The sequence below is a fragment of the Blautia sp. An81 genome (assembly GCF_002161285.1).
Taxonomy (GTDB): Bacteria; Bacillota; Clostridia; order Lachnospirales; family Lachnospiraceae; genus Blautia; species Blautia ornithocaccae.
In genome coordinates this window covers 17,120-41,919 of the sequence record NZ_NFHH01000008.1, presented here as the reverse complement: position 1 = coordinate 41,919, position 24,800 = coordinate 17,120, and the positions used below count along the sequence as shown (strand labels likewise).

Below are 24,800 nucleotides of genomic sequence, written 5' to 3'. Positions count from 1 at the left end.
TTTTATTTCTCCTGCAGCCTCTGGATCATTTCGTAAATCGCCTCTACGGAATTAAAGTTTTCCGGAACCATTTCTCCCGCCTCGATTTCAACCATAAAGCTGTCTTCCAGCTCAGAAACCAGAGAGATCACTCCGAAAGAATCCAACAGCCGTCGGTCAATCAGTCCCTGCTCCTTTTCCCATTCAATGCTGTCATCTATATCCTTTAAAATCTCAATTATTTTCTCCATTGTTATCCTCACTTTCCATATTCCATATATAAGTCTGCTGTTCCCTGCGTATCTGCTTCCAGCCTTTTTCCCTGCTGTAGGATACCGCTCCCGGCAGTTCATGGCTCAGGAACAGGGCCATACCTTCCATATGGGAATAGGCGCCTGCATTTTCAAAAGCAAGAACGCTGCCTTTTTTCAATCCTCTCAGCGGTATGTTCTGTATCAGAAGATCATGGACCGTACACAAAGAGCCGTATACATTCCATTCTTTTTCTCTTCCTCCTGCTTTCTCCAGCACCTGGATCCTGGGCTGATACATCCCTCTGATCTGTCCGTCATAGTGGAGCTGATGGATCCCGCCGTCGACGATGCAGATATTTTTCTCATGGTTTTTCTTAACATCTTCTACACGGGTAAGGTAAGTTCCGCAGGAAGCTGCGAAGGCTCTTCCCATTTCCAGTGTTACTCTGCCTTTCCAGCTCATATTTTTTATAGCCTGGGAGAGAGCTTCCAGGTCCTCCCGGGTCCGGTCTTCCTGGCCCTGAAAATAAGGCACAGAAAGTCCCGGTCCATATTCCAGCTCTTTTGTGTGGAATCCCAGATCTTTCTCCAGCTCACGAAGGAAACCATCCAAAAATTTCAGTTCTTTCTCCATCTTCCAGGCTTTTTTCAATGTCCCGGAAAAATAATGGATCCCCCGTATCTTTACATACGGCCAGGCATCTCTGGTACGGATAATGCTGCGTATTTTCTTTTCATCCATTCCAAACTGGCTGCCGCTGGCAAGTCTCAGGTAAAGAGAAACCGGTTTTTTGTTCTTTTCTCCCCACTCTGCCATAGCAAAAAACTGTCCGGGTGATTCCACATTGCAGCAGCATTGTCCCCGGCTGTGATCCAGGATCTGCCATATTTCTTCCTTTTTCTTCAGTACGCCGGAGATAAAAAGCTTTTCCGCAGGTATATCTTTTTCACGGCAGATATAAAACTCGCCCATAGAGCAGACTTCAATCCGGTCTGTAAGTTCGGCCATCTGTTTTACCAGAAAAGGGTTGGCCTTCATGGCGTAGCACAGTCCGATCTCTTTGCCCAGGATCCTGCGGAAAGACTTTACCTGTTCTGCCGCCTGGTCTGTGTCAAATATGTACAGGGGTGTGCCGTATTTTTCTGCTCCCTGGACAAGCAGCTCCTTTTTTGTCATCTTTTGTCCTCCAGTCTCCTCTGTAATTCCTTCCGGTCTGTTTTTCCGTTTTTTGTAAGAGGCATAGTTTCTGTCTGAAATATCTTCCGGGGCACCATATAAACAGGAAGCCGATTTTTCAACTCTATCCGGGCTTCTTTAGGTGTTGTTTTTCCCATATAGTAAGCCGCCAGGCAGGTTTTCTTCTGGTTTGTTACACAGCAGCTTTTTTCAATTCCCGGTATCTGGTCCAGAATTCTTTCGATTTCCTCCAGTTCGATCCTGTGTCCGTTAAATTTAATCTGAAAATCCTTTCTCCCTGAGAAGTAAAGTTCCCCGTCCTTTCCCAGAAAACCCAGATCACCGGTCCTATAGTACCGCTCTGTTTTCCCTTCAGGAGAAATCCTTTCCCGGAAGCTCTTCCCGGTCTCTTCCGGATTACGGTAATATCCAAGGGAAAGAGACTCTCCCGCCACACAGATCTCACCGGTCTGCTCCGGCTCCCGGATCTCCCGGCCTTCTTCTGTCAGCAGAAAGACCTTTCTTCCCGGGAATGCTTTACCTATAGGAAGTTTCTCTTCCTCCCCGCAGATTTTCTTCACCGGAAAATATGTGCAGTTGCAGGTAATCTCCGTAGGTCCGTAGAGATTTACAAACTCTGCCTTGGGCAGCGCCTGCTGCCAAAGAGCCAGCTGCCCTCCCGGCATGACTTCGCCGCTGAACATGACCTTTCTCACATCAGATGGGATCCGGTATTTCAATCCGCCCAGGGCAGAGATCATTGTCAGCGCAGATACCGCCCAGATCAGCACAGTGGTCTTTTTTTCACATAAATAATCTAAAAGAGCTGCCGGAACGGAAAACATCTGCCTTGGTATCAGTACCAGGGCTGCTCCTGTCATTACCGCAGAATAAATATCCTTTACGGATACGTCAAAGTCAAAAGGTGCCTGATTCCCGATCCGATCCTCTTCATTGATTCCAAAAATCTCCGTAAAATGGGTGATAAAGTCGATTACCGCCTTATGACTGACCACAATTCCTTTCGGAGTTCCTGTAGAACCGGAAGTAAAAATCCCATAAAGAATATCTGTACTGCTTCCGGCTTTTCGCCGCTGTTCAAGGAGCCCTTCATCTCGTTCTTCCCTGGCCGCTTCATGGAGCAGGCAATAGTCTCCCTCATAACCTGCCTGTCTGATCAAAGGGATTTCCTCCGGATGGATCAGGACCAGCTTCGGCTGAAGCACCCGGAAGATTTCCCGAAGCCGTTCAGGGGGAAGCCCTGGATCTGCATTGACATAGAATCCTCCTCCATAGACAGCCCCGAACATAGCGGCCAGCCCAAGAGGGCTTTTCGGCGCCAGGATCATTACCGGATCTCCCAAGTCGATCCTTTTCCCTGCGGCAGTCCCGATCCTCTTAGACAGATCTTCCAGTTCTCCCCAGGTAAGAGAGTCCTTTGGGTCTTCCACGGCTGTCCGCCGGGGGTATTTTTCTGCAGTCAGCTCTAAGTACTCCAGTATATTTTTCATCTCTTTGTATATCCTTTCCTCTCAGAAAAGAGGCTGCGCAGTTCTTCTTTTCCTACTTTTGAACTACTCCAGCCTCTTGTTTCTGTTAAATACCTGTTTTCTTACATGGAAGTGTTTTTCTTGGAGCTCTTCCCTGCTGTGTTGTTCTGTACTTTGCCCTTACTGGATTTCTGTGTTTTTTTGCTGCTTCCTTTCTTTTTTGTGCTTTTATTTGATTTTGCAGTATTTTTGCTTTTCTTCGTTCCGGATGCTTTCTTTCCGGTTTTGTTATCCTCTGTCTTTTTCTCAGTTTTCTCTTCTGTTTTTTCTGTTGTGTTTTCTTTTGTATTCTGCTGCTCCTGGTTCTGTTTGTTTTCCGCTTCTTTTTCTGCTTCTTTAGCCTCCTTTGCCTTATCCTCCTGCAGATCCTGCTTCTTCTGCTCTTTATCGTCTTTCTCGTCTTTCGACTGGGAAGATTCTACTTTGCTCTTTGGCTGGGCTTCCTCCGCTCCTTTGCTCTTTCCTCCGGTGCAGGCGATCATTCCCAATGCCATGACCCCAACCACGCAAAATATCATACCTTGTTTCAGAATTCCTTTTCCTGTTTTTCTAGCTGCCATTTCTTTTAGCTCCTTTTCTCGTGTATTTCAAAGATGTTTTCTTTGATGGAACTTATTGTGACAGGAAATTCTAAATAGATCCTGAATGAAACCTTAACAATTCTAAAGGCTTGATTTCATAAATATGGAATATAATAGGAAACTCCAGAAATTAGAGCTGTTGCATTAAATAGTTTTGATTAATGCAACAGCTCCAGAACAAAAAATTCAAAGAAGTGTGTAAATAAGTGATAGAAAAAGTCTAAAATTTATTCTTAATACCTTAAGTATATTCAGCAGCTTTCCATCTCCGAAAGTGCCTCTTCGTCTGCTACCAGGATAACATTGGGATGGAGCTGGAGGATAGAAGCGGGAATCTGAGGGGTGATCGGCCCCTGAAATGCTTCTTTTAAGATTTTTGCCTTTCCTTTTCCATTAGCAACCATAAGTATCTGCTTTGCAGCCATGATATTCTGGATGCCCATAGTATAAGCCTGAGTAGGAACCTGCTCACGGCTTTCAAAGAATCTGGCGTTTGCTTCGATAGTGGATTCCGCCAGGTCTACGCAGTGGGTCTCTTTTGGGAAATGATCTGCAGGCTCATTAAAGCCGATATGGCCGTCATGGCCGATCCCTAAAAGCTGGATATCCTGCCGCCCTGCCTGACGGAGGATCTGATTATACGCTTCACAGGCCTTCTGGCTGTCTGCTTCTCTGCCGTCAGGAAGAAAAGTTTTTTCGGAACGGATATTTACATGGGAAAAAAGGTTTTCTCTCATGTAATAGGCATAGCTCTGGGGATCTTCTCTATCCAGTCCTTTGTATTCGTCCAGGTTCACGGTAGTAACTTTGGAAAAATCCAGATCTCCTTCCTCATAGCGGCGGACCAGCTCTTTGTAAATTCCTACCGGACTGGAGCCTGTAGCAAGTCCCAGAACACAGTCAGGTTTCTCTGTCATAACAGAAAAAATAATATTTGCTGCTTTTCTGCTTACCTCATCGTAATCTCTGGCTTTGATAATCCTCATTTTTCTTTATCTCCTTTTAAAATAATTTATCCATAACAGCTTTTGAGGCGTTTTCTCTGTATTTTCTGCTGGTCTCATAGTTTCTCCTCCGATATTCCTGGTAAAGGAGATCTATGAGGTACATCTGTCCGATCTTGGCAGATACAGACCCTCCCTCCATTGGTCCTTCATTGGCCCCGGATTGAAGGACCACATCGCAGTAAGCGCTAAGGGGAGATTTCCGGAACCGGGTGATACAGCCGATCCCTGCTCCCGCCTGCCGGGCGATCTTTGCTGTGTAAATATTATCTTTGGTGGCCCCGGAGTAGGAAAGAAACACCAGAAAGTCTTCCTCTGTCATAGAGGCTGCTGTAACCGCCTGCATATGGGGGTCTGCTATACTGTATGCTTTTCCTGATATACTCATGAACTTATTTCCTGCTTCCTGAGCGATCAGCTGGCTGTCGCTGATGCCAAAGAAAAAAATCCGCCGGGCTTTCTCCATTCTCTCCAGAAATCCCTCAAAACTTTCCTGGTTTAAAAGCCGGTAAGTTTCTTCCAGAGCCTCTGCGTGCTTCTGAAGAAGCCTTTCCGCAGATTCCTTCAGAGTTTTTTCCAGGCTCTGATTGTCTTCCCTGGGCGCCCATTCCTCGTCCTGTTCACTCATTCCCAGAGAAAGCTGCATCTTAAACTCCTGATATCCCTGAAGGTTCATGGTTCTGCAGAACCGGTACACACTGGTCTCTCCTACCTGACAGGCATCTGCCAGATCGGTAATCGACATAAACAGTACCTGCCGTGGATTCTGAAGAACATAATCTGCCACCTTTTTCTCCACCTTTGTAAGAGAATGATAGGTTTCCTCAATATTCTGCATAAAATGGTTCTGCTCCATGTTCTCACCTCCTGCTGTTGTGTTCTGATGCTAGGGTAACATAGTTGAAAATTTTTTTCAATATTTTTTATAATAAAAATTTCTTTTTTATTATGATTCTTCTTTTGTCAAGCTAACAAAAAGAATCCTTTATTTGTAATATTTTGCTGATTAGCACCTGGCTTTTTCATCCGTTCAGGTTACAAGTGCTGAGGAAAACAACATTTCTGAACCAGAGCCTATTGCTGAGGGAGGAGAAGAAGTTGTTTTGCCGGAATCGGTAAAGAAAATCGGGGATTATGCATTTTCAGAGATAGCTGCCTTAAAGGAAATTAATCTTCCTGACTCTATAACAGAAATTGGTACAGAAGCATTTCGCAAGTGCAGCGGATTAACAAACATAAAACTTCCTGAAGGTTTGACGGCATTAGGCGGAAGAGCCTTCGCAGAATGCGAAAATCTGGCAGAAATATATATACCTGCGCATCTGACAGATGTGGGCGGTTATATAGAGGATGAAAACGGAAATGCCAGCTATTCTTCTCCATTCTATGGCTGTGCTGCTCTAAGGACCGTATATTTTTCAGAAGATCTTGCGGAAATCCCTCCGGCCCTTTTCGCTGACAGTAATGTAGCAGAAATTACCATTCCAGAAACCGTTACAACTATAGGAAAACATTCTTTTTCCGTTTCTTTACAGGTTCTTGTTCCCGGCGATACCAATAAGGACGCAGAAGTAAACTTATTTGACAGCTACAAAATCGTAGATCATGCTTCAGACTCCCTGTCCTCCCTTGATAAAACGGCTGGAAACTTTACGGGAGATGATGCCGTGGATCAGAAAGACGCAGAGTATCTGTTAAACTTTCTGACAAGAGGAGACGTGAATTATGCTATGAAAGCCCTGCGTCTGAACAATACTGCTCTGAAAACAGATGAAAGCCAGCTTGTTCAGAATATCTCCCTTGGGGAACTTACAAAAGGAATTGAACAGATCCGGGGAATACAGCAGTTTTACAGACAGTACCCTTACCGTAAGATACAGCTGCGATTCCCAAAAACGTCTGCAGGGAAGGCTTTATATTCAGACAGATTCTGAAACCCTTGTAAAAGATGTGGAATTTGTATTTGACGGACAGGAAGTGGATCCCGAAAAACTGGAGGCCGGATCTGCTTTTCAGATACCGGTAACGGTTAAAAATACCGCCTCTGAAGTATTGCCTGGAAATGTTTATTTCACCATCAGCGAAACCTTAGACGGGCTGCCGCAGAAACTCTGTACGGTCCAGGAAAATCCCTGGTGCAACGGCGATATCAATAACAGCAGCCAGGTACAGAACCTGATAATCCCGATACGGACCAGCCAGGTACAGAACCTGATAATCCCGATACAAACCAGCCGGACGCAGAGCCTGGAACTTCTGCGAAAAATCCAGATACTGACCAATCCGGAACTTCATCGAAAGAACCTCAAACCTCCGATGAAGAATCATCCAAAGCTATATCCGGCAAGAAAGCGGAAAATACTCCCAATGGGGAAAATAGTACATCTGCAGATAAAGATTCTGTTGCTACAGGAGATAAAACAAATTTTGTCTCTTCTGTTCTTCTATTCTCCTTATCCCTGGCCGCAGTATTCATATGCTTAAGGAAAAGAAAAGATAATTAAGTCAAAAATCCTCGCAGCAGTCGCCAAATGGATATGCAAACCTGTTCATTTGGCTCACTGCCTGCCGAATTACCCCAGCAGTTCCAGCAGTTCCTCTTTATCAAAGGTTCCGCTGCTCATTCCATCTCCGCTTAAGATACTGTCTGCCAGCTGACGCTTCTGGTCCTGAAGGCGGATAATATTTTCTTCAATAGTTCCCTTAGCCACCAGACGGTATACATTGACTACATTTTCCTGGCCGATCCGGTGGGCTCTGTCCGTGGCCTGATCCTGGACCGCCGTATTCCACCATGGATCATAGTGGATCACAATATCCGCTGCCGTCAGGTTCAGACCTGTTCCCCCTGCCTTCAGAGAAATACAGAATACCGGTGTGTCATCCTCCTGGAAGACCTTTACCATCTCCTGGCGCTTTTCTTTAGACACAGATCCGGTCAGAAGGTAATAAGGAATCTTTCCCTGGTCCAGTCTTTTGCAGAGCTGGTCCAGCATAGTAGTGAACTGGGAAAACAGCAGTACCTTGTGGCCTCCTGCCGCCGCATTATTGATCAGCTCCAGGCAAAGGCTTTCCTTGGCAGAAATCGGCAGGTAATTCTCATAAAGAAGTCCCGGGCAGCAGCAGATCTGCCGCAGTTTTGTGAGTTCCGCCAGGATCTGGAGCTTTGCATTTTTGAATTCTTCTTCATTTTGTTTTTCCATAAACATTTTCAGCCTCTGCACATGGGCGTCATAAATTCTTTGCTGTTCCGGCTCCAGCTTTACATAAGTATTTTTTTCCAGCTTGTCCGGCAGATCCTTCAGCACATCTTTTTTCAGCCTCCGCAGAATAAAGGGCCTCACCATCTTCTGCAGTTTCCGGGCTGTCTGGGTATCCTGGCGGATAATAGGCTGTTCAAAGTCTCTCCTGAAAGAAGGATAAAGTCCGAAAAATCCGGGCATCAGATAATAAAAAATACTCCACAGCTCACTAAGGCGGTTTTCCACAGGCGTTCCTGTCAGCGCCGCCCGGAACTGTGAACGGATCCTTCGCACCGCCCTGGCCGCCTGGGTACTGTGATTCTTAATATACTGAGCCTCGTCCAGGATCTGGCAGGAAAAGTCCAGATCCCGGTAAAAACTGATATCCCTTTTCAGCAGATCATAAGAAGTTACCAGAACCTCTCTTTTCCCTGCATTCTTTATCCATGTCTCCCGTTCCCGGGCATTTCCAGCTACCGCCCGCACAGGAAGCTCCGGCGCAAACCGTTCCAACTCACTCAGCCAGTTATAGACCAGAGAAGCCGGCGTAACAATCAGCGTGCGGCAGTTCTCCTCTTCCCCGGTTTTCCGGTACTGGATCACAAGAAAAGCAATGACCTGAAGAGTCTTTCCAAGTCCCATATCATCGGCCAGGATACCGTCGAATCCGCATTTTTTCAGCCTGCACAGCCATTTTACCCCTGTCTTTTGATATTCTCTCAGAATTCTGTCCAGGTCCCCGGGAATCCTTTCCTCCTCCAGATCCTCATCCATAGCCCGGACTTTTTCTTTCAGTTCCTGATTTTCCCGGACCTCCAGATGAGTACGGCATTCTATCTGTTCCTCCACATAAAGCGCCCGGCAGCCCGGCAGCTGGATGTGCGGCTTCTCCAGATCCTTCTCACGGATCCCAAGATCATTCAGCAATTCATACAGTTCCTGAAGTTTGGGATCCCGCAGATCCAGCACCTCACCATCCTGCAGCCGGTAATATTTCTTTTTCTGACGGTAGGCAGAGAATATCTCCGCCAGTTCTTTCCTGGAAAAGTTATCTGCAGACACCTGAAGTTCCATAAGATTCCCGGACAGAGATATTCCTGCAGTTACACTGTTGGTCCTATGAAGTTTCAGTTTCCGCAGATTTTCCGAAACAAACACTTCTCCCAGTTCTTTCAGCTTTTCAATCCCTTCTGTGACAAATTGAAGGAGTTTTTCCTCATCTCCGGTCAGTACCAGCTGCTCTTCTTTCGGGTCAAAAGCGTTAAACCAGGGAGTCAGGAACTCCTGTATCTCCGCCTCGTGAAACAGATCTCTCTTTGAGGGCTCCTGGTCTCCCCTGAGCAGATTGTAATCGGTTTCTCCATACACAGCCACAGGCCGGCAGCTGATCTGATCCTGCCGGGGCATGTCCAGATAAAACCGGAAAGCTGCCTCCGGAAGGATATACTCCTCCTCCCGGAAATTCTTTCGCCGAATCTTTGCATAACTGGAAACTTCCGGCAGAAAGGCGCTGCAAAAAACCGGCAGGTCTTTTTCCTGTATGAATAAGGTGTTCTGTCTTTTTTCCTCCAGACACTCCAGAAGACCTTCTAATGGCGTATCCCTCTCCCTCGGAATGAGAAAGATCTTTCCATTTTGAAAGCTAATTCTCTGATTCTTTCCCGTAAAACATTGTCCGATTTCCAGTTTTATCTCCAGTCCTCCGTCTTTTCCGGTAAGGTGCAGTTTCATCCCCGGTTCCTGCCTGATAATCTGCCAGTTTTCCTCTGTGCCCTTCTCCTGAACAATAATCCGATCTTCTGGATAAACCTGGAAGAACCGCTCCAGTTCATAGCCGTCCATGGAAATCTCTTTGCATTTTTCCATATAGCTGCCTCTGCCGAAATTCCTGTAATAAACCTTCTGCATATAATATTTCCGGTTTTCTTTCGCCCAGTCCAGGATATACTCAGCCAGGGGCCGGGATTTTTCTGTAAACGTCTCCAGGTTATGGATAAAGTCCAGTTTTTTCCCATAAGAATGCTCTCTGTGATCTTTGATATCTCCTGCCAGTTCAAAAATATCCTTTACCACATATTTCTGGTTCCGGCCTATCCGGAAGGATACCTCTGCATGATCCCGTTCCAGCTTCAGATGGGACTCCAGTTCCACAGTTCCTTCCATGTCTTTCTCTCTGATATGCCCCTGCTTCTGCCGGCTCAGGGACTCCAGCAGCTCTCTGGCCTCCCGGTCCGTGGTCCTCTGCCTGGTCCCTTCGGTTTTCTGTGCTCCATAGCGTCCCGGCGCCAGCATAGGCGAAGCTTTTTTTCCCGTATTCAACACATATTCGCTGAGAAGTTTCTGCCGCCTACAGTAGTCCTCATATTCCAGAAGAACCGCTACACAGTGTTTGCAGATCCCATCATACTCCCAGTAAGCGGGACACTCACACTGGATTTCCACGATTTCTTCGGTTTCTGTATCATAGACGCCGGACACAAAATAGCTGTTGCCGTAGCTCCCCTCCACTGCGGCCTCCAGCAGATCCAGATTATCCTCCCGTCCTACGGAAAACTTTTCTATCATCCATCCGGTGCTGTATATCTGTTTTCCTCTTTCATAAAAACGGCTGCTTGTCATTTGTTTTATCTGCTGTTTTGTGATCATTTTATCTAAGTCCTTTCCCTGGGCTTTATCTCCCGGCTTTTTCTTTATTTTATGGCACCATTCGATATAGCGCAAGAAAAATCAGTCAAAGCCCCTTGCTGCGGCAGTCTTGTCATTTTTCCGCAGATACTCTATACTGATTTCAGTTTCTTATTTACTTTGCAAAACCCTGTCTTTACAGAAAGGAGAATCTTATGGACGGCAGACAAGAAGATTTCCAAAATATCCATATTCCAAAAGTTATTCAGATCCGTGGCGCCAAAGTCCACAATCTGAAAAATATAAATGTAGATGTCCCCCTGAATCAGATTGTAGGAATCGCCGGGGTTTCCGGTTCCGGAAAATCTTCCCTGGCTCTGGGCGTCCTCTATGCAGAAGGCTCCCGCCGTTACCTGGAGTCCCTTTCCACCTACACCCGGCGGAGGATGACCCAGGCCTCTAAAGCGCAGGTAGATGAAGTTCTTTACGTTCCTGCTGCCCTGGCCCTGAGACAAAGGCCAGGGGTACCCGGGATCCGCAGCACCTTCGGCACCGGTACGGAACTTCTCAACAGCCTCCGGCTTATGTTCTCCAGACTTGCCAGTCATCGCTGTCCTAATGGCCACTACCACCCGCCAACCCTGGCGGTAGCTGCTGAGCAGGAACTGGTCTGCCCGGTATGCGGGGAGCATTTCTATGGTCCTTCTGCTGAGGAACTGGCCTTTAACAGTCAGGGCGCCTGCCGGACCTGCGGGGGGACAGGGATGGTGCAGAAAGTAGACCTCACTTCTCTTGTGCCTGATGAATCCCTGACCATTGACCAGGGGGCCGTTGCTCCCTGGAATTCTCTCATGTGGTCTCTGATGACCGACGTCTGCCGGGCCATGGGCGTACGGACGGACATCCCTTTTTCTCAGCTTACAGATCAGGAAAAAGAAATTGTGTACAATGGGCCGGCAGAGAAAAAGCATATTCTGTACCGCCCGAAAAATTCTGACCAGGCCACGGAACTGGACTTTACCTTTTATAATGCAGTCTACACTGTAGAAAATGCCCTGGCAAAAGTGAAAGACGAAAAGGGAATGAAACGGGTGGAAAAATTTCTGAAACAGGATCTCTGTCCCGACTGCGGAGGCACCCGGCTGTCAGAAGCCGCCAGGGCACCCAGACTCCGGGGAATTTCCCTGGATCAGGCCTGCCAGATGACCCTCTCCCAGCTGGTAAAATGGGTGTCACAGGTTCCTCCCTCTCTGCCTGAAGAAATGCAGCCAATGGCAGAAAGTATCTGTCAGTCTTTTCAGGATACAGCAAAACGGCTGATGGATCTGGGCCTTGGCTATCTTACCCTTGACCGGGCTTCTTCTACTCTATCCACCGGAGAGCGGCAGCGCATGCAGCTTGCCCGTGCTGTGCGGAACCGGACTACCGGTGTCCTGTATGTGCTGGACGAGCCTTCTATCGGACTTCACCCTTCCAATATTGAGGGGCTCACCGGTGTTATGGAAGATCTGGTTGCAGACGGAAATTCTGTGGTCCTGGTAGATCATGACATCCAGGTGCTTTCCAAAGCCCAGTGGATCATTGAGATGGGACCCCAGGCCGGTTCCCGGGGAGGCCAGGTCATCGCCCAGGGAACTGTCCGGGACCTTTCCCTGGATCCGGCTTCAAAAATCGGTCCCTTCCTCTCCGGGACGGCTATATCTGTGAGGGAGCGGACAAAAGCAGAAGATCTTTTTTCTCTGGGCAGGATCCATCTTTCCACCTCTGCCATCCATACGGTAAAACCCCTGGAAGCAGACATTCCAAAAGGCAGACTTACTCTGGTCACAGGAGTCTCCGGTTCCGGAAAGACCACCCTGGTACTGGAAAGCCTGGTCCCCGGCCTGGAATCCCTGACAAAGAAAAAGAAGCTGCCGGACCATGTGCGTTCTATAGAAGCTCCGGATATCAAACAGGTGAAGCTGATCGACGCCACTCCTATCGGCATCAACGTCCGCTCCACAGTAGCTACCTATGCCAACATCCATGACGAACTGCGGAAAACTTTTGCAAAAACTCCCACAGCCAAAGAGAAAGGCTGGAAGGCAGGGGCTTTCTCCTATAACACCGGGGCTCTCCGCTGCCCGGTCTGCGACGGCACCGGTGTAATCAGCCTGGACGTGCAGTTTCTTCCTGATGTGGAGATTCCCTGTCCCCAATGCCGAGGCTCCAGATACTCCAAAGAATCCGGGCTGATCCGGTATATAAATAAAGCCGGGGCCTCCTATTCCCTGCCTCAGCTCATGTCCATGGACGTTTCCCAGGCCCTGGAAGCCTGTAAAGATCTGAAATCCGTCCATCAGCGTCTTCAGATCCTTCAGGATCTGGGCCTTGGCTATCTGACTCTGGGAGAAGAGACTCCCAGTCTCTCCGGAGGGGAAGCCCAGCGGCTGAAGCTGGCCAGCGAAATGGGAAAGCCCCAGGCCGACTCTGTTTTCATTTTCGACGAGCCTACCATCGGCCTTCACCCTCTGGATGTCCAAACACTTCTGGGCGTGTTCCAGACGCTGATCAGCCAGGGAGCTACTGTTATTGTTATCGAACATGATCTGGATGTGATAAGAAATGCCGATTATATCATAGACATGGGACCCGGGGGCGGTCTGGAAGGAGGCGGGATCGTGGCAGCAGGTACTTTAGAGGACATAAAAAAATGCTCCCAAAGCCGGACCGGGAGCTTTCTGTAAAATATTTTATATGGAAACAGGACAGATTGTGATTTTAATAAATCTTAATCTGTCCTGTTTCAAACAGTCTATTTTCTCTATAATCTTTTGTTCAGCCTAAATAACTGCTTCAATTATAGTTTTATCCTTTATACGGACTTCTCTTATTCCCGGCTTTTTATTTTTATTAAAATTAAAACTGATCAGGTACCCCTGCTTTTGATGGTAATCTTCCAGATATCCCGCCAGCTGTTCTTCTCCCCGGCGGTGATATTCTTCTCCATGCCATATTTTCATTTCAATAATATACTGTACGCCATTGTAATCTACGATTACGTCTGTTCTGCGCAGATTCCTTGTTCTTGCCTCTATATAATAATTTCCTGTTCCATTAATAATAGGTCTTAGATACAAAAGAAAATATTTCCGTCCGTCTTCTTCCAGGAAATCCCCGTTGCAGTCTCCATAAATGTCATGAAAATGTACTATAAACTTTTCCAGCACCCGTTTCATGTTCAATATGCCGTTTTCCACAAACCCGTCCTTATCTTTTAAAGACTCTTTATATAGATCTTCTTCCCCTTCTCCCAGCTCAGAAAGGAACAGATTATACAGCCGTGTCTCAAAAATACGGTTGGCAATCCTTACTGTATTGTCTGTCACACAAGCAAATCCAAACATAACAGCCATATCTATCCCTTCATTATCCGGATTATACAGAATACTCTGCCCGGTAAACAGCATCGTCTTCACCATACTTTTCAGTTGGGGATAATCACTAAGCTTATTGATCATAGACTCAAAAAGGGTATTCTTTTCTGACAAAAGGATTCTCACAGCTTCCAGCAAACCTTTCTGTGTCCAGGCAGACTTTTTATCCGGATACCTTTCTGAAGGAGGCAATTCTTCATCCATGATCTTGCACAAGGCTGAAACCAAAACCGGATAACCGGAAGTATACGCATACAGATTGCCTGCTATTTTCTGTATATCCATCCCTGTATTCCAGTCTGCCTCATACTCTCTGAGCATGCCTGCAATATCCTCTTTTGAAAAGCTCATGTCTACATCAAATTTTACTGCAATGTTCCAGGGGCTATTTCTCCGGTGGCTGTCTCCCGGCCTTATTTTCAGTTTTAGATTTCTAATATCATAAACTCCTGCCAAAATTACAGACCTGAAAGCCGGAGTCTGATCCCGGTCTATATAATATGCCCGCAGCTGTGAAAGAAAATCCAGAAAAACCTGATTGTTTGTAGCGCTGTCTGCCTCATCGATGATCAATACCACAGGGGCCGTTGCTGCACCACAGATATCACTAATATACTCAAATAACTCCTGCAGTTCAAAGCTTTCATCTTTTCTTCTTAATATCTCTTCCATATCCCGGATGATTTCCTTCATCCTTTCTGAAAAAGTGTCCTCTTTTCTTTTCAGTACCCTGATAAATACTCTGGCGAATGCCATAGAAAAAACATTTTCATTTTTAAATTTTGCATCTCCAAAGGTCTGAAAATCCATATCTGCCACCAGATATTCTTTTTGAAGGAAACGGCTTAATCCCCGTAATGTTGTTGTTTTGCCATATTGTCTGGCACGATTTATGGCAAAGTATTCTCCTTTGTCTATCAGTTCTTTTATTTTTTTTAAACGACTGTCAATGTTTACCATATAATGAAGCTCTGGTTTACAGTCTGCTGTGATATTGAATACTTTTCCCATATACTCCTCTCCTCATTAAAGAAGTGCTATATTCTGACTCCTGACCCTTTTTTCCAATTATAAGATATCCTGCAGGGAAATGTAAAGCCGTATCCAGGTTTTCCTTCATATTGCCAAAAAAGGAGCCCCACATAAGCATTTGCTCTTTGTGGGGCTCCTCAGGATTTATCTTACTCCTGAGCATTAAAATCAATCTGCAAAGACAGATAGTTCTTAGCTGCATCTTCCAGAGACATATTATAATATCTGGTGTTCTTATCCAGCTTTCCGATCTCTGCCATCTCCTCCTCTGTCAGTGCAAAATCGAAGATGTTGAAATTATCCTTGATATGGTCTGCATTTTTAGAGCCCGGAATGATCACATTGCCAGCCTGTACATGCCATCTGAGAACAATCTGGGCATTGGTCTTTCCGTATTTTTCTGCAAGTTTGGTAAATACTTCTTCACCCACAAGAGATTTGTCTCCGTGTCCAAGAGGATACCAGGCCATGAGCACCATCTCATATTTTGCCAGATAAGCTTTCAGTTCTGTCTGAGGATAATAAGGATGAGCCTCTACCTGTACCATCTGAGGCTTGATCTCGCAGTGATCGATCACATCCTGGATCCGCTCCTGCGGGAAATTAGAAAGACCCAGGGCCTTTACCTTTCCGGCCTTATAGGCTTCTTCCATTGCCTTATATCCTGCCAGATAATTTCCTACCGGCTGATGGAGGATCAGAAGATCCACATAATCTGTATCCAGTCTCTTCAGCGTATCCTCAATGGCTTTTGCTCCGTCTTCATATTCTGTGGGCCACAGCTTTGTCACAAGGAAGATATCTTCTCTCTTAACGCCGCTTTTTTTCATGCCTCTTCCCACGCCTTTTTCATTCATATAGGCATTGGCCGTATCTACCAGACGATATCCGGCTTTCAGTGCCTGATATACGGATTCTTCTGCCTCTGCAGGCTGAAGAAGAAAGGTTCCGATTCCTTCCATTGGCATTTTCAATCCGTTATTTAAAGTTGCATATTCCATGATACATACCTCCTCATCTCTTAACTGCTCTTATTATAAGTCTCCTGGGAGGATTGCAGAATATTCCTTTTGTTTCTGTATCCATACCTGAAGGTTAGGAGTCCTTTCCTTTTCCTGCATTTCCGTCTATTACTTTTCTGTCTGTAATCTGCGGCCTTGTGTTTTGCCTATGCCTTTCAGGATTTTCTTAAATTGGACAGCAAACAGAACTGCTGTAAATGTTACTGCCAGAAAGTCTGCCATAGGCTCTGCCATATAAACCGCCATAGCCTGGTTGGATTTCATGATCTGAGGCATGATATAGATCAGAGGGATCAGCAGTACAAACTTTCTCATTACAGCTACAACAATAGATTCCTTTGCTTTTCCAAGTGCATTAAATGTCATCTGACAGGCCATCTGTATTCCGAACAGGAACATAGCTCCCATATAAATACGAAGGGCCGTCCTGGTGTATTCCATCAGCTGGGGATCCGATGTAAACATAGCTGCGAATCCTCCCGGGAGCAGCATGACCAGGATCCACAGCAGGATTGAATATCCCAGACTGACTTTAAGCAAAAGCTTAAATGCTGCCCGGACTCTTCCCGAATCTCCCGCGCCATAGCTGTAACTGATGATGGGCTGAGCCCCCTGTCCAAGTCCCTGAAGAGGAAGCATGGCAAACTGCATAACACTTGTAAGGATGGTCATAGCTCCTACTGCAATATCTCCTCCGTATTTCTGGAGAGAACTGTTAAAGCATACAGAGATCACACTCTCGCTGGCCTGCATGATAAAAGTTGCAACTCCCAGGGCCAGACAAGGCATAATGATCTTTGGAACAAGCCTGAGATTTTTTCTCCGGATTCTCAGAAAGGTCTTTTTCCCGCACAGGAAGCTGACCACCCAGATACAGGAAAGGGCCTGGGAAATGATCGTAGCAAGAGCTGCGCCCCGCACATCCATGTTAAAACCAAAGATAAAAATCGGGTCCAGGATAATGTTGGAAACTGCACCGATGAGAACGGAAAGCATTCCTGTTTTTGCAAAGCCCTGAGCAGTAATAAAGGCATTCATTCCCAGGGTAATCTCCACAAATATGGTTCCCAGAGCGTAGATGTCCATATAGTTAACGCCGTATTCTATGGTATTCTCACTGGCGCCAAAAGCCATAAGAAAATCTCTGTTCCATACCAGCAGTACCACAGTAAGTACAACAGAGATAAGTATCTGCAGCATAAAGCAGTTTCCCAGGGTTTTTTCCGCTGATTCCTTATCCTGCTTACCCATAAAAATAGAGGCTCTGGGTGCTCCGCCGTATCCCACCAGGGCTGCAAATGCAGAAACAATCATGATCAATGGCATACAAACGCCTACGCCCGTCAGAGCCGTAGCTCCTATATTGGGAATATGACCGATGTAAATCCTGTCAACAATGTTGTACAGCATGTTGATGAGCTGTGCCGCTACTGTGGGCAGCGCCAGTCTTAAAAGCAGCTTTCCGAGCGGTTCTGTCCGCAGAAACTCCTTGTCTTCATTAACACCGCCCGGGCTGCTGTTAGCTTTTTTCTCCAATTCTGTCTGATTCTTTTTTGTCTGTTTCATATTTTATCGCTTCCTTCCATTGCCTTCTTTATATTGTCGAACAGCCTGTCTCTGAAACCCGCATACACTTTCATCTCCTCTTTTGTAAATCCTTCCAGTACCGTATTTATAAATTTGGTTCTTACTTCATCAATGCTCTCTGCAACCGGTCCCACCTGGGTTTTCAGTTTCAGATGGATCTTTCTCCTGTCTTCTGTATCCGGAATCCTCTCCAGAAGAGATTTCTGTATCAAAGATTCTACTGCTTTTGATACGGCTCCCTTGGAAAGTCTCCGAAGTTCCACAATATCGGCGGCTGTATCTTTTTCCGGGTTATTTTGCAAAAAACTGATAACATCTGCTTCCACAATTGTAAGGTCGTGTTCTGTGCATACTTTCTTCAGCATCTTGTCATACAGCCGAAACAAACTCCGCATTGCCATAAACAACTCTGTAGCCGTTCCCATCATCTCACCTCTCTTTTATGTTTACAAAGAAACAGTTTCTTTATAAACCATTTTTAAAAAACATTATACCTCATTAACCTTATAAGTCAAGAACTCTTTTACTGTTAGGAAGCGCAAGTTTCTTCTGTTTTCCGGGCAAACGTCCTCGCTGAGTCAAATAGCCGGTGGAGTAAAGAATACTCCAGATATTATCAATAGACTCTTCAGCATCCCGATAAGTCAGTTCTTGACGGATAACCTTCACAATTATTAATTACGTCTCACGGGCAGTATACATCCACATTATATTATGTCTGTTCTATCCCTTCCTGTTCCAGCTTCCTTCCCTTCTCTTTCATATACTGAAGCACCCTGGTATCTCCACCTTCACTTTCCATTTTCCTAATCAGCACTTCCAGCCGCTTGCAGTCACCTTCTGTCAGTTTCTGGGTACAGCTTTTATATTTTTCCAGTTCTTCAATACCCATATGGTAAGTTTTAAAGGGAATCCCTGTTTTTCTGCAAAGGTCCCTGTAGATCTCAAATCCTCCTACATCAATATCTCCGAAGTGGAGATATTCTGCCTCCGGAAAACTCTGATGCAAAAGTTCCAGAAGTTTTCTTCTTACAGAATTATGATAACCGCCCAGATAGATCATCAGGCTGTCCTTTTCCTTCCATCTGAAGAAAGTGGTCAGATTTTCTATGGTGAGGATCTTCTTTATCTTAGAGTTTTCCAAAATTCTTACCCTTCCTATATCTTCCCCGGACAGTCCAATTCCCTGTTTCAGCCAGGTCAGGTTTACCACTGTACTTAAGTCTTCCCCAAAGATAAGTTCTCCCATACCTTTGATATACACATAGTCAGGAGTATGGTATACGGAATATTCCGCCAGGATCCCACAATCGTCCATGTCCTCAAATCCTTCCCCGAATCGCTGCAGGATCTTTCTCACAACTCCCAGCATAGACTTTAGAGTCTTTGAATTTCCAAAGTGGCGGATGGAAAATTCCCGGATATAGCAGTCTTCACGATTATTCTCCAGTTCGCCCACAGCTTTTAGAATTTTTCGAGTTTTATCAGGCTTTTCAATGTCTATAAACTCTTTCACAGATTTTCCTTCTATCAGCCGTTCCTGGAGATAAGCAAGGAATCCCTGTAGTATAGGCGTCTGATATCTCTCTTTTGCTTCCTCCAGCAGCTCCAAATTCTCTCTGACATATTCCCTCCGAGGTTTTCGATTCAAATAGGCATAGGCCTCTGCCACATTTTTATCATTTAGCAGCACTTTTTCAATAATGTGGCCTTCCTTTCCATTTTTCCAGACAGCCGTCACCAGCTCCTGCTCTTCCAGAACCCTCACAGAACCATGGATTTTTTCATATGCTAATGAACTTTCATTAAAGTATTCCGGCAGGTTCTTCCGGGTAAAAGGAAAGGAAATATGGACATTTACCTTATTTTTGCCCTGTGATAAAAGGCTCCTCTCATAGGAATCCAGCAGTCCTTTTAAAATCCGTATGTCATACCCTGCCATTATAGTATTCCTCCACATAGCTTACTCTCTCATCGGTCATGATCAAAAGGGTTTCCTCCATCTGAGGACCGATATACTGTATTTTATCCGGAGGGGCTGCAATCAGAATCTGCAGGGGCAGGCGTTTTAAGAACTCCAGAACACCGCCGATCCGCTCATCGTCCATATTGTTAAAAGCTTCGTCAAACATAACCAGACCTGCAGCTTCTCCACCGATGTTGTTACTGTAAAGCTGTACAAAAGAAGCTGCCACAGTTACATAGAAAGGAGTCTGGGTCTCTCCTCCGCTCTTTTCTTCGCATACCTTAGAATAATAAGAATAGCTTCCATCACTGTGGATGATCTTAATATCATAATCCATGTAAGTCCTATAGTCTGTAAATTCATCTAAAGTCTTGGAATTATTATCGTTCTGTATAGCCAGACGCTCAAAAAGCTCATCGATGACTTCTCTGTGATTTTCATGGAAAATACCGCTGAAGATAGATTCTCCCTGGACCACATTAAAGTCATCCATCAGCATCTCATAATAACTCCGGTATTTTTTGCTGGGCATATACAGAAATTCATACTGTTCGCTGCTGAAGGCAATATCCTTCAGAGCTCTGTTCAATTCCTTAAACTCTCCCTGGGCCTGTTTCATATTTTCCTGAAGCTTTGCCAGGAACTGTTCCCGGAATTCTTCCTCTGCTGCCTGTTTCGCAGCTTCCACTTTCTCTTCGTAATCCAGCAGTTCTGAGGTACGGAGACGGTCATAAACTGCGGCGAACTCCGGATAGCCTTTCATGGAAGCCGGAGCTCCAAAATTATATTCTGATTTATACTGAACCATCTGCTCTGTCATAAAAGCTTCCGAATTCTCTTTCCGGGTCCAGTTAGATTTTCTTTGTTTTTCATAATTCTCTTTAAACTGCTGGAAAGTCTTTTGGGAAGTCTGTTTTTCATATTCTTTTTTCCAGTTCAGCGCCTTATCACCGGCCTTTTGCGTAAGGTCCGCAGTATGGGCCTGGAACTTAAGTTTTTCCTGTATCCCTGCCTGAAGCTGTTCCTTTCTATTCTCTATCTTTTGCTCTGCGATTCCTATCTGTCGGTTCAGGTCTCCTGCTTTCTTTTCAATCTCTGTTCTAATCTTTTCCAAAACCTCCAGCTGAATCTGCTTTTCAATTAACGTAGAATTCTTTTCAAGGGTCTTAATATTTTCCCTGCATTTTTGGATCAGCGCCTTTACCTGAGAAAGTCTGGTCAAAATCTCCAGCCGGTATTTTACATCCACATCTTCCCCGGTTAAAAGAGGATCTGCTGCAAATTCCAGGTTTTTTATCTTCTCCTGAAGCATTTCAAGCTCTTCGTTCAGGACTTCCCTTTTCTTTTCCGCCTGTTCCAGCTGCACCTTAAAAGCATTTTTTCCAATAAAAGGCACACGAAAAATTTCCGGCTTAATGGCGCTGGCTACCTTATTCTGGTATCTCATGCATTCCCGTGTGATCGAGGTGGAATATTTCTTCAGATCCTCGTATCGCTGGCACATTTTCACTTTCCCCAGCACCATATTGATATAGCGTCTGGCATACTTATTCTTCGACGTAACCGTCTGGGCAAGAGTCCCTTCCGGCGCTTCATCGAAATCCTCCATATGCTGGGTATTAATAAGGCCTGCTCCGTATGCTTTTTTCTCTCTTCGCAGTCTGTCGTAAATCCCCAGGGCAATGTCAAAATTTTCCGGTTCCACCAGAATATAAAAACGCTGAGTATTCAGATATCCTTCCACTGCATTTCTCCAGCTTTCATCTGCAATTTCCAGCACTTCGCAAAGTACATGAGGTTCTGCCTTTCTTCCCAGTCGCTGAAATTCTTCCCGGACTGCCTCTGTCAGCCGCTCCACTGCCTCCGGATAAGACAGCTTCTTTCTCTTCAGCCGCTGGATTTCTCCTTCTAGCTGCTCCCTTTCCGTCTGCCTTTCCCTCAGCCGGATCTGTACCTCTGCCAGCTTTCTCTGAACTTTTCCGTACATCTGGTTCTTATACTGGATCACCTGATCCAGCAGCGCCCTGGCCTCTGGAACATTTTGGATTTCCTCTATACTCTCAAGTATCTTCCGGCATTCTCTGACGCAGGGATCCACATCTTTTATTTCCAGCAGCTTATCCATCTGGTCCAGACTCTTTTTTATACTTTTTTTCAGTATCCGCTTCTCTTCCAGGCAGTTTTTTTCTTCCTCCAGAAAACGCTCCAGCTCTTTTTTCTGTTCTTCTAAGGCAATAAAATCCTGATTCTGTCTTAATTCTACCCGAAGATTTGTCTCGATTTCCTGTTTCTGCGCCCGTTCCTTTTCCGTCTCTTCCAACTGGCTGGTCAGCTGTTTTTTTCTGTATTCTTCTGCCTGTATCTCCTCTTCCAGCTTTTGTATCCTTTCTTTTATCAGGTCTACTTCTGCCTGAGACAGAAAAAATTCGTACATCCCATCTCTTTTTACACAGTCCTGAGCCTCTTCATAAAAGCCTTCGATCTGTTCCAGCTTCTCCATTCGCCTCTTTACAGATTCCAGCGTTCTTTCCAGATCCTGATAGCTGCGGACATTCTCCCTAAGCAGATCTATGTTTACTTCCTTAGCATCCAGTACATAGGTATACACAAACTCTTTAATATCATCAATAGGTTTAAAAGCCATTGCTTTGGGAATCAGGCTGAAAAACTTGTCCTCGATCCGTCCCAGCCTGGCCTTGATCATCTTCCTGGCCTCGGTCTGAGTCTTGCACCACTGCCGGATCCCCTTACTGTTAAAACTGCGGAATTCCGAGATAGATCTGGGCGTCTTCCCTTTAAAAAACATCTCTTCAGAAAGCCTGCAGTTATCCATCAGGTACCTGACTGCCGTTTCTTGTCCTTCCGTAGCGGAATCGATCACGGCCCCTACGATAAAGTACCTGTCCCTGCTCTCTTCATAGAACTCCAGAGCAACATGGGCGCTGATTTCTCCGGTCCTCTCATAAGGCTTATTCTCCCGCCCGGTCTTACAGCGGACATATCCGGAAAGGGATCTTTTTCCATTGTCATGAGCCGCCTTATTGAAAAAGTTGGCAGAGCAGATCACAACAAACTGTATCGCGTCCAGGATCGTGGTTTTTCCTGCTCCATTTTCTCCGGAAAGAAGCGTAGTTTCTCCAAAATCAATCACACAGTTTTCAAAGCGATGCCAGTTGATCAGCTTCATCCGTTTCAGTTTTTTCATCAGACCCTTTCCCCTTCCTGTACAGTTCCAGCTTCTCATAAGCCTGTTTAATGTCTTCAATCCGCACTGCCATTATGATCGAATTATAAATAATGATCCGGGACTCCTCATTTCCCAGATCTCTGTCCAGCAGTTCTATAATCTGAAATCTGCGGAAGAGCGAAAGAGTATTCCGCATGGTAGTCTTGTCGATCATCTTGTCCCGTATCTGAAGACTTAAAAATTTTTCCTGAATATCCCCCAGGTTTACAATCACCTCATCACTGATAGAAAGTTCCCGTTTCTTCTCATCATAAAGGACACGTAAGATCAGCAGGATCACCGATTCTATCAGCTTTAGGTTTATCCGGTTATAATTCTGGGGATTGGTAAGCTGTATAACACCGTCATCCTCATTAATTTCCAGCCGATATCCCAGAACTGACAGATATTCCTGAAACTCCTTTTTATACTTTAGCACAAAATAATAATCTGCCCTTCCTGACTCGTTAGCCTTACACAAAAAGCAATGACTAAGAAGCTTATTACAGATCTTCTTAAACTCATCCCTGTCTCTTTGCAGCATTTTCTCCAATAATTCCACTTCTATTTCCTCCAAATCCGGAAATCCTTAAACCGGTATCCATTGACCTCTTTTTCTTCCAGAGGCTCAACCCCGTACTTCATATTTTTTCTCTGCCCATACAGCCGTATGTAAATAATTTTTATAAAGTCCTCTGTATCTCTGAGAGGAAACTGGACCGCCCGCATTTCCTTCCTGTCTCCCAGGCAGTTATCCACATACTTCTCAATTTTCTCCACGCTTAAAACTCTCTCCATTTTTTCCGTCAGCTTCCGAAGCTTCTCCTGACGCAAAGTCAGATTCGGCTCCCAGTCCCGGATCTCCCGGGGTGTAAATTCTTTTTTCCCTTCTACAGGAGAATAAAGAGAGCTTCCATCCAGAACGCCGCTGCTGTAAATATGGATCAGTCCCTCCAGAAATTCCAGTTCATAAATCCCTCCCAGCTCCAGCTGTTCCTGATTTATCCTCTCATTGATCCCTATAAGGATTTCCTTTATCTGTCCCCGAACGTCCTCATGCCCCGCCAGTCGGAACTTTGCCCGGTTAATAGCTGCCTTTAGATATTGTGTATTTTTCTGGTTGATCTCATTGAGAATTTCATCCATATTCCGAAATGCCTCTATAATCTCATGGAGATATCTGTAAACATTTTCCCTGGCAGTATCTATATCTGTCTCCTGAAGATCAGCCAGTTCCGCCGCAGCCTTTTCAATGTACGCTTTACTCCTGCTTTTACTCTCCAGCCGCTCAATGATCTCCGGACGAAACTTGGACACATTATCGGAAGTCAGAAGCCGATGATAGGCCTTGTCTACAACATTGGCAATATAATCATTAAATAAAGCGTCCATGATCTCCGCTACATTGCTGTATCTGGTCAGTTCATCAATATAACGCTTAATACTGGAATTCAGGTTCTTAAGTCCTGTAATGAGAAAATCCGTATTTTCCAGGATCTGCAAAAGCACCACCCCCGGGTTCTCCCATCCGCCTCTTACCAGACTGTATATGGTATAAATATACCCCTGATATTCCATCTGCCTGCCCTCTTCAATCTCAAGGAGGGTTTTCATCAGCCGTACTGCATAGTCTTTAAAGTTTACTCTCTGGACATAGCTTTTATCCGTCTCAACCTCGATCCATCCATAATATTCCAGCCGTCTTAAAATACCGTTTGCTTTTCCCCTGCTGTCCGATCCGGCAAAATCTTCTTCTACCACTTCCGCAGCCCCAGTCTGGTCAAAATAATACTCCAGCTCGTCTGCCAGCACGTCTCTTTCCACACCAAAAGAAAGCTGGTGTTCCATAACGGAAAACAGCTTGCAGATACAATCCCAATATACAGTTTTATTAGGGGAAGAAAGAGGAATGAAAAAATTATCAGGAAGGACACGGAACATAAGGGGACCTCGCTTGTGGATATATTTTGCGGACAGCATTAGTTGAATTATGGCCGCGTTAGTATGCTGGCGTTATAGCTGGCTATTTATTATTCACTGTACTAGTAAATCGATTACATAATAAACGTCATAGTGCAGCTGCCTGTTTAATAATAATAAACTTCATTAGCGTTAATAGAAAAGACACTAGGAAACTTG

18 protein-coding genes are annotated in these 24,800 nt (G+C 45.4%); 3 read left to right on the top strand and 15 right to left on the bottom strand.

Annotation, left to right across the window (positions count from 1 at the left end):
- Positions 1-2: 2 nt before the first annotated feature.
- From B5G33_RS08680 to B5G33_RS08655, 6 genes are all read right to left on the bottom strand, one after another.
- Positions 3-230 (bottom strand): acyl carrier protein, encoded by a 228-nt coding sequence (locus B5G33_RS08680; protein WP_087270692.1) that lies wholly within the window; start codon positions 228-230, stop codon positions 3-5.
- The gene (locus tag B5G33_RS08675; protein WP_087417363.1) at positions 214-1,410 is read right to left on the bottom strand and encodes a diaminopimelate decarboxylase family protein; all 1,197 of its coding nucleotides are present in this window, start codon (positions 1,408-1,410) and stop codon (positions 214-216) included. The genes B5G33_RS08680 and B5G33_RS08675 overlap by 17 nt, the downstream gene beginning before the upstream one ends.
- Positions 1,407-2,921, bottom strand: coding sequence for an amino acid adenylation domain-containing protein (locus B5G33_RS08670; RefSeq protein WP_087417362.1), 1,515 nt, complete (start codon positions 2,919-2,921; stop codon positions 1,407-1,409). Before B5G33_RS08670 ends, B5G33_RS08675 begins: the two co-directional genes overlap by 4 nt.
- Positions 2,922-3,022: 101 nt before the next feature.
- Complete coding sequence (locus tag B5G33_RS08665) at positions 3,023-3,520, bottom strand: hypothetical protein (protein WP_087417361.1); 498 nt, start codon at positions 3,518-3,520, stop codon at positions 3,023-3,025.
- A gap of 272 nt (positions 3,521-3,792) precedes the next feature.
- Positions 3,793-4,527, bottom strand: coding sequence for a glucosamine-6-phosphate deaminase (nagB, locus tag B5G33_RS08660; RefSeq protein ID WP_087417360.1), 735 nt, complete (start codon positions 4,525-4,527; stop codon positions 3,793-3,795).
- 16 nt (positions 4,528-4,543) lie between these two features.
- On the bottom strand, positions 4,544-5,401 hold the full coding sequence (locus B5G33_RS08655) for a MurR/RpiR family transcriptional regulator (protein WP_087417359.1): 858 nt from the start codon (positions 5,399-5,401) through the stop codon (positions 4,544-4,546).
- Positions 5,402-5,648: 247 nt separating this feature from the next.
- On the opposite strand from B5G33_RS08655, the gene B5G33_RS08650 reads away from it, so the two are divergent.
- Positions 5,649-6,479 carry a leucine-rich repeat domain-containing protein gene (locus tag B5G33_RS08650; protein ID WP_087417358.1) on the top strand — a complete coding sequence of 277 codons (831 nt, stop codon included), beginning with the start codon at positions 5,649-5,651 and terminating at the stop codon, positions 6,477-6,479.
- Between the two features lie 16 nt (positions 6,480-6,495).
- The gene (locus B5G33_RS08645) at positions 6,496-7,029 is read left to right on the top strand and encodes a hypothetical protein (RefSeq protein WP_087417357.1); all 534 of its coding nucleotides are present in this window, start codon (positions 6,496-6,498) and stop codon (positions 7,027-7,029) included.
- Between the two features lie 89 nt (positions 7,030-7,118).
- On the opposite strand, the gene B5G33_RS08640 is transcribed toward B5G33_RS08645, so the two are convergent.
- The gene (locus B5G33_RS08640) at positions 7,119-10,433 is read right to left on the bottom strand and encodes a DEAD/DEAH box helicase (RefSeq protein ID WP_143276508.1); all 3,315 of its coding nucleotides are present in this window, start codon (positions 10,431-10,433) and stop codon (positions 7,119-7,121) included.
- Between the two features lie 194 nt (positions 10,434-10,627).
- Between B5G33_RS08640 and B5G33_RS08635 the strand changes: the two genes are divergently transcribed.
- Entirely contained in the window at positions 10,628-13,138 is a 2,511-nt protein-coding gene (locus B5G33_RS08635; RefSeq protein ID WP_087417355.1) for an excinuclease ABC subunit A, read from the top strand.
- 96 nt (positions 13,139-13,234) lie between these two features.
- Here B5G33_RS08635 and B5G33_RS08630 read toward each other — a convergent pair whose 3' ends face one another.
- The 8 genes from B5G33_RS08630 to B5G33_RS08595 all read right to left on the bottom strand — a co-directional run bounded on the left by B5G33_RS08630 (position 13,235) and on the right by B5G33_RS08595 (position 24,602).
- Positions 13,235-14,839 (bottom strand): AAA family ATPase, encoded by a 1,605-nt coding sequence (locus B5G33_RS08630; RefSeq protein ID WP_087417354.1) that lies wholly within the window; start codon positions 14,837-14,839, stop codon positions 13,235-13,237.
- 170 nt (positions 14,840-15,009) lie between these two features.
- Positions 15,010-15,861, bottom strand: a complete 852-nt coding sequence (locus B5G33_RS08625; RefSeq protein WP_087417353.1) for an aldo/keto reductase — start codon at positions 15,859-15,861, stop codon at positions 15,010-15,012.
- A 129-nt stretch (positions 15,862-15,990) separates the two neighbouring features.
- Entirely contained in the window at positions 15,991-17,448 is a 1,458-nt protein-coding gene (locus B5G33_RS08620; protein WP_087417352.1) for an MATE family efflux transporter, read from the bottom strand.
- A complete protein-coding gene (locus B5G33_RS08615) occupies positions 17,445-17,870 on the bottom strand; it encodes a MarR family winged helix-turn-helix transcriptional regulator (RefSeq protein ID WP_204247355.1) in 426 nt (141 codons plus the stop codon). Before B5G33_RS08615 ends, B5G33_RS08620 begins: the two co-directional genes overlap by 4 nt.
- A gap of 311 nt (positions 17,871-18,181) precedes the next feature.
- Entirely contained in the window at positions 18,182-19,411 is a 1,230-nt protein-coding gene (locus tag B5G33_RS08610; protein WP_158229596.1) for a Wadjet anti-phage system protein JetD domain-containing protein, read from the bottom strand.
- Positions 19,398-22,640 (bottom strand): ATP-binding protein, encoded by a 3,243-nt coding sequence (locus tag B5G33_RS08605; protein ID WP_158229595.1) that lies wholly within the window; start codon positions 22,638-22,640, stop codon positions 19,398-19,400. Before B5G33_RS08605 ends, B5G33_RS08610 begins: the two co-directional genes overlap by 14 nt.
- Positions 22,594-23,223, bottom strand: a complete 630-nt coding sequence (locus B5G33_RS08600) for a DUF4194 domain-containing protein (RefSeq protein WP_087417348.1) — start codon at positions 23,221-23,223, stop codon at positions 22,594-22,596. Before B5G33_RS08600 ends, B5G33_RS08605 begins: the two co-directional genes overlap by 47 nt.
- 2 nt (positions 23,224-23,225) lie before the next feature.
- Positions 23,226-24,602 carry a Wadjet anti-phage system protein JetA family protein gene (locus tag B5G33_RS08595; protein ID WP_087417347.1) on the bottom strand — a complete coding sequence of 459 codons (1,377 nt, stop codon included), beginning with the start codon at positions 24,600-24,602 and terminating at the stop codon, positions 23,226-23,228.
- Positions 24,603-24,800 lie beyond the last annotated feature (198 nt).

Coding starts and splice junctions, on each gene's coding strand:
- B5G33_RS08680 (WP_087270692.1), bottom strand. CDS start 230: ATGGAGAAAATAATTGAGATTTTAAAGGATATAGATGACAGCATTGAA.
- B5G33_RS08675 (WP_087417363.1), bottom strand. CDS start 1,410: ATGACAAAAAAGGAGCTGCTTGTCCAGGGAGCAGAAAAATACGGCACA.
- B5G33_RS08670 (WP_087417362.1), bottom strand. CDS start 2,921: ATGAAAAATATACTGGAGTACTTAGAGCTGACTGCAGAAAAATACCCC.
- B5G33_RS08665 (WP_087417361.1), bottom strand. CDS start 3,520: ATGGCAGCTAGAAAAACAGGAAAAGGAATTCTGAAACAAGGTATGATA.
- nagB (WP_087417360.1), bottom strand. CDS start 4,527: ATGAGGATTATCAAAGCCAGAGATTACGATGAGGTAAGCAGAAAAGCA.
- B5G33_RS08655 (WP_087417359.1), bottom strand. CDS start 5,401: ATGGAGCAGAACCATTTTATGCAGAATATTGAGGAAACCTATCATTCT.
- B5G33_RS08640 (WP_143276508.1), bottom strand. CDS start 10,433: ATGATCACAAAACAGCAGATAAAACAAATGACAAGCAGCCGTTTTTAT.
- B5G33_RS08635 (WP_087417355.1), top strand. CDS start 10,628: ATGGACGGCAGACAAGAAGATTTCCAAAATATCCATATTCCAAAAGTT.
- B5G33_RS08630 (WP_087417354.1), bottom strand. CDS start 14,839: ATGGGAAAAGTATTCAATATCACAGCAGACTGTAAACCAGAGCTTCAT.
- B5G33_RS08625 (WP_087417353.1), bottom strand. CDS start 15,861: ATGGAATATGCAACTTTAAATAACGGATTGAAAATGCCAATGGAAGGA.
- B5G33_RS08620 (WP_087417352.1), bottom strand. CDS start 17,448: ATGAAACAGACAAAAAAGAATCAGACAGAATTGGAGAAAAAAGCTAAC.
- B5G33_RS08615 (WP_204247355.1), bottom strand. CDS start 17,870: ATGGCAATGCGGAGTTTGTTTCGGCTGTATGACAAGATGCTGAAGAAA.
- B5G33_RS08610 (WP_158229596.1), bottom strand. CDS start 19,411: ATGGCAGGGTATGACATACGGATTTTAAAAGGACTGCTGGATTCCTAT.
- B5G33_RS08605 (WP_158229595.1), bottom strand. CDS start 22,640: ATGAAAAAACTGAAACGGATGAAGCTGATCAACTGGCATCGCTTTGAA.
- B5G33_RS08595 (WP_087417347.1), bottom strand. CDS start 24,602: ATGTTCCGTGTCCTTCCTGATAATTTTTTCATTCCTCTTTCTTCCCCT.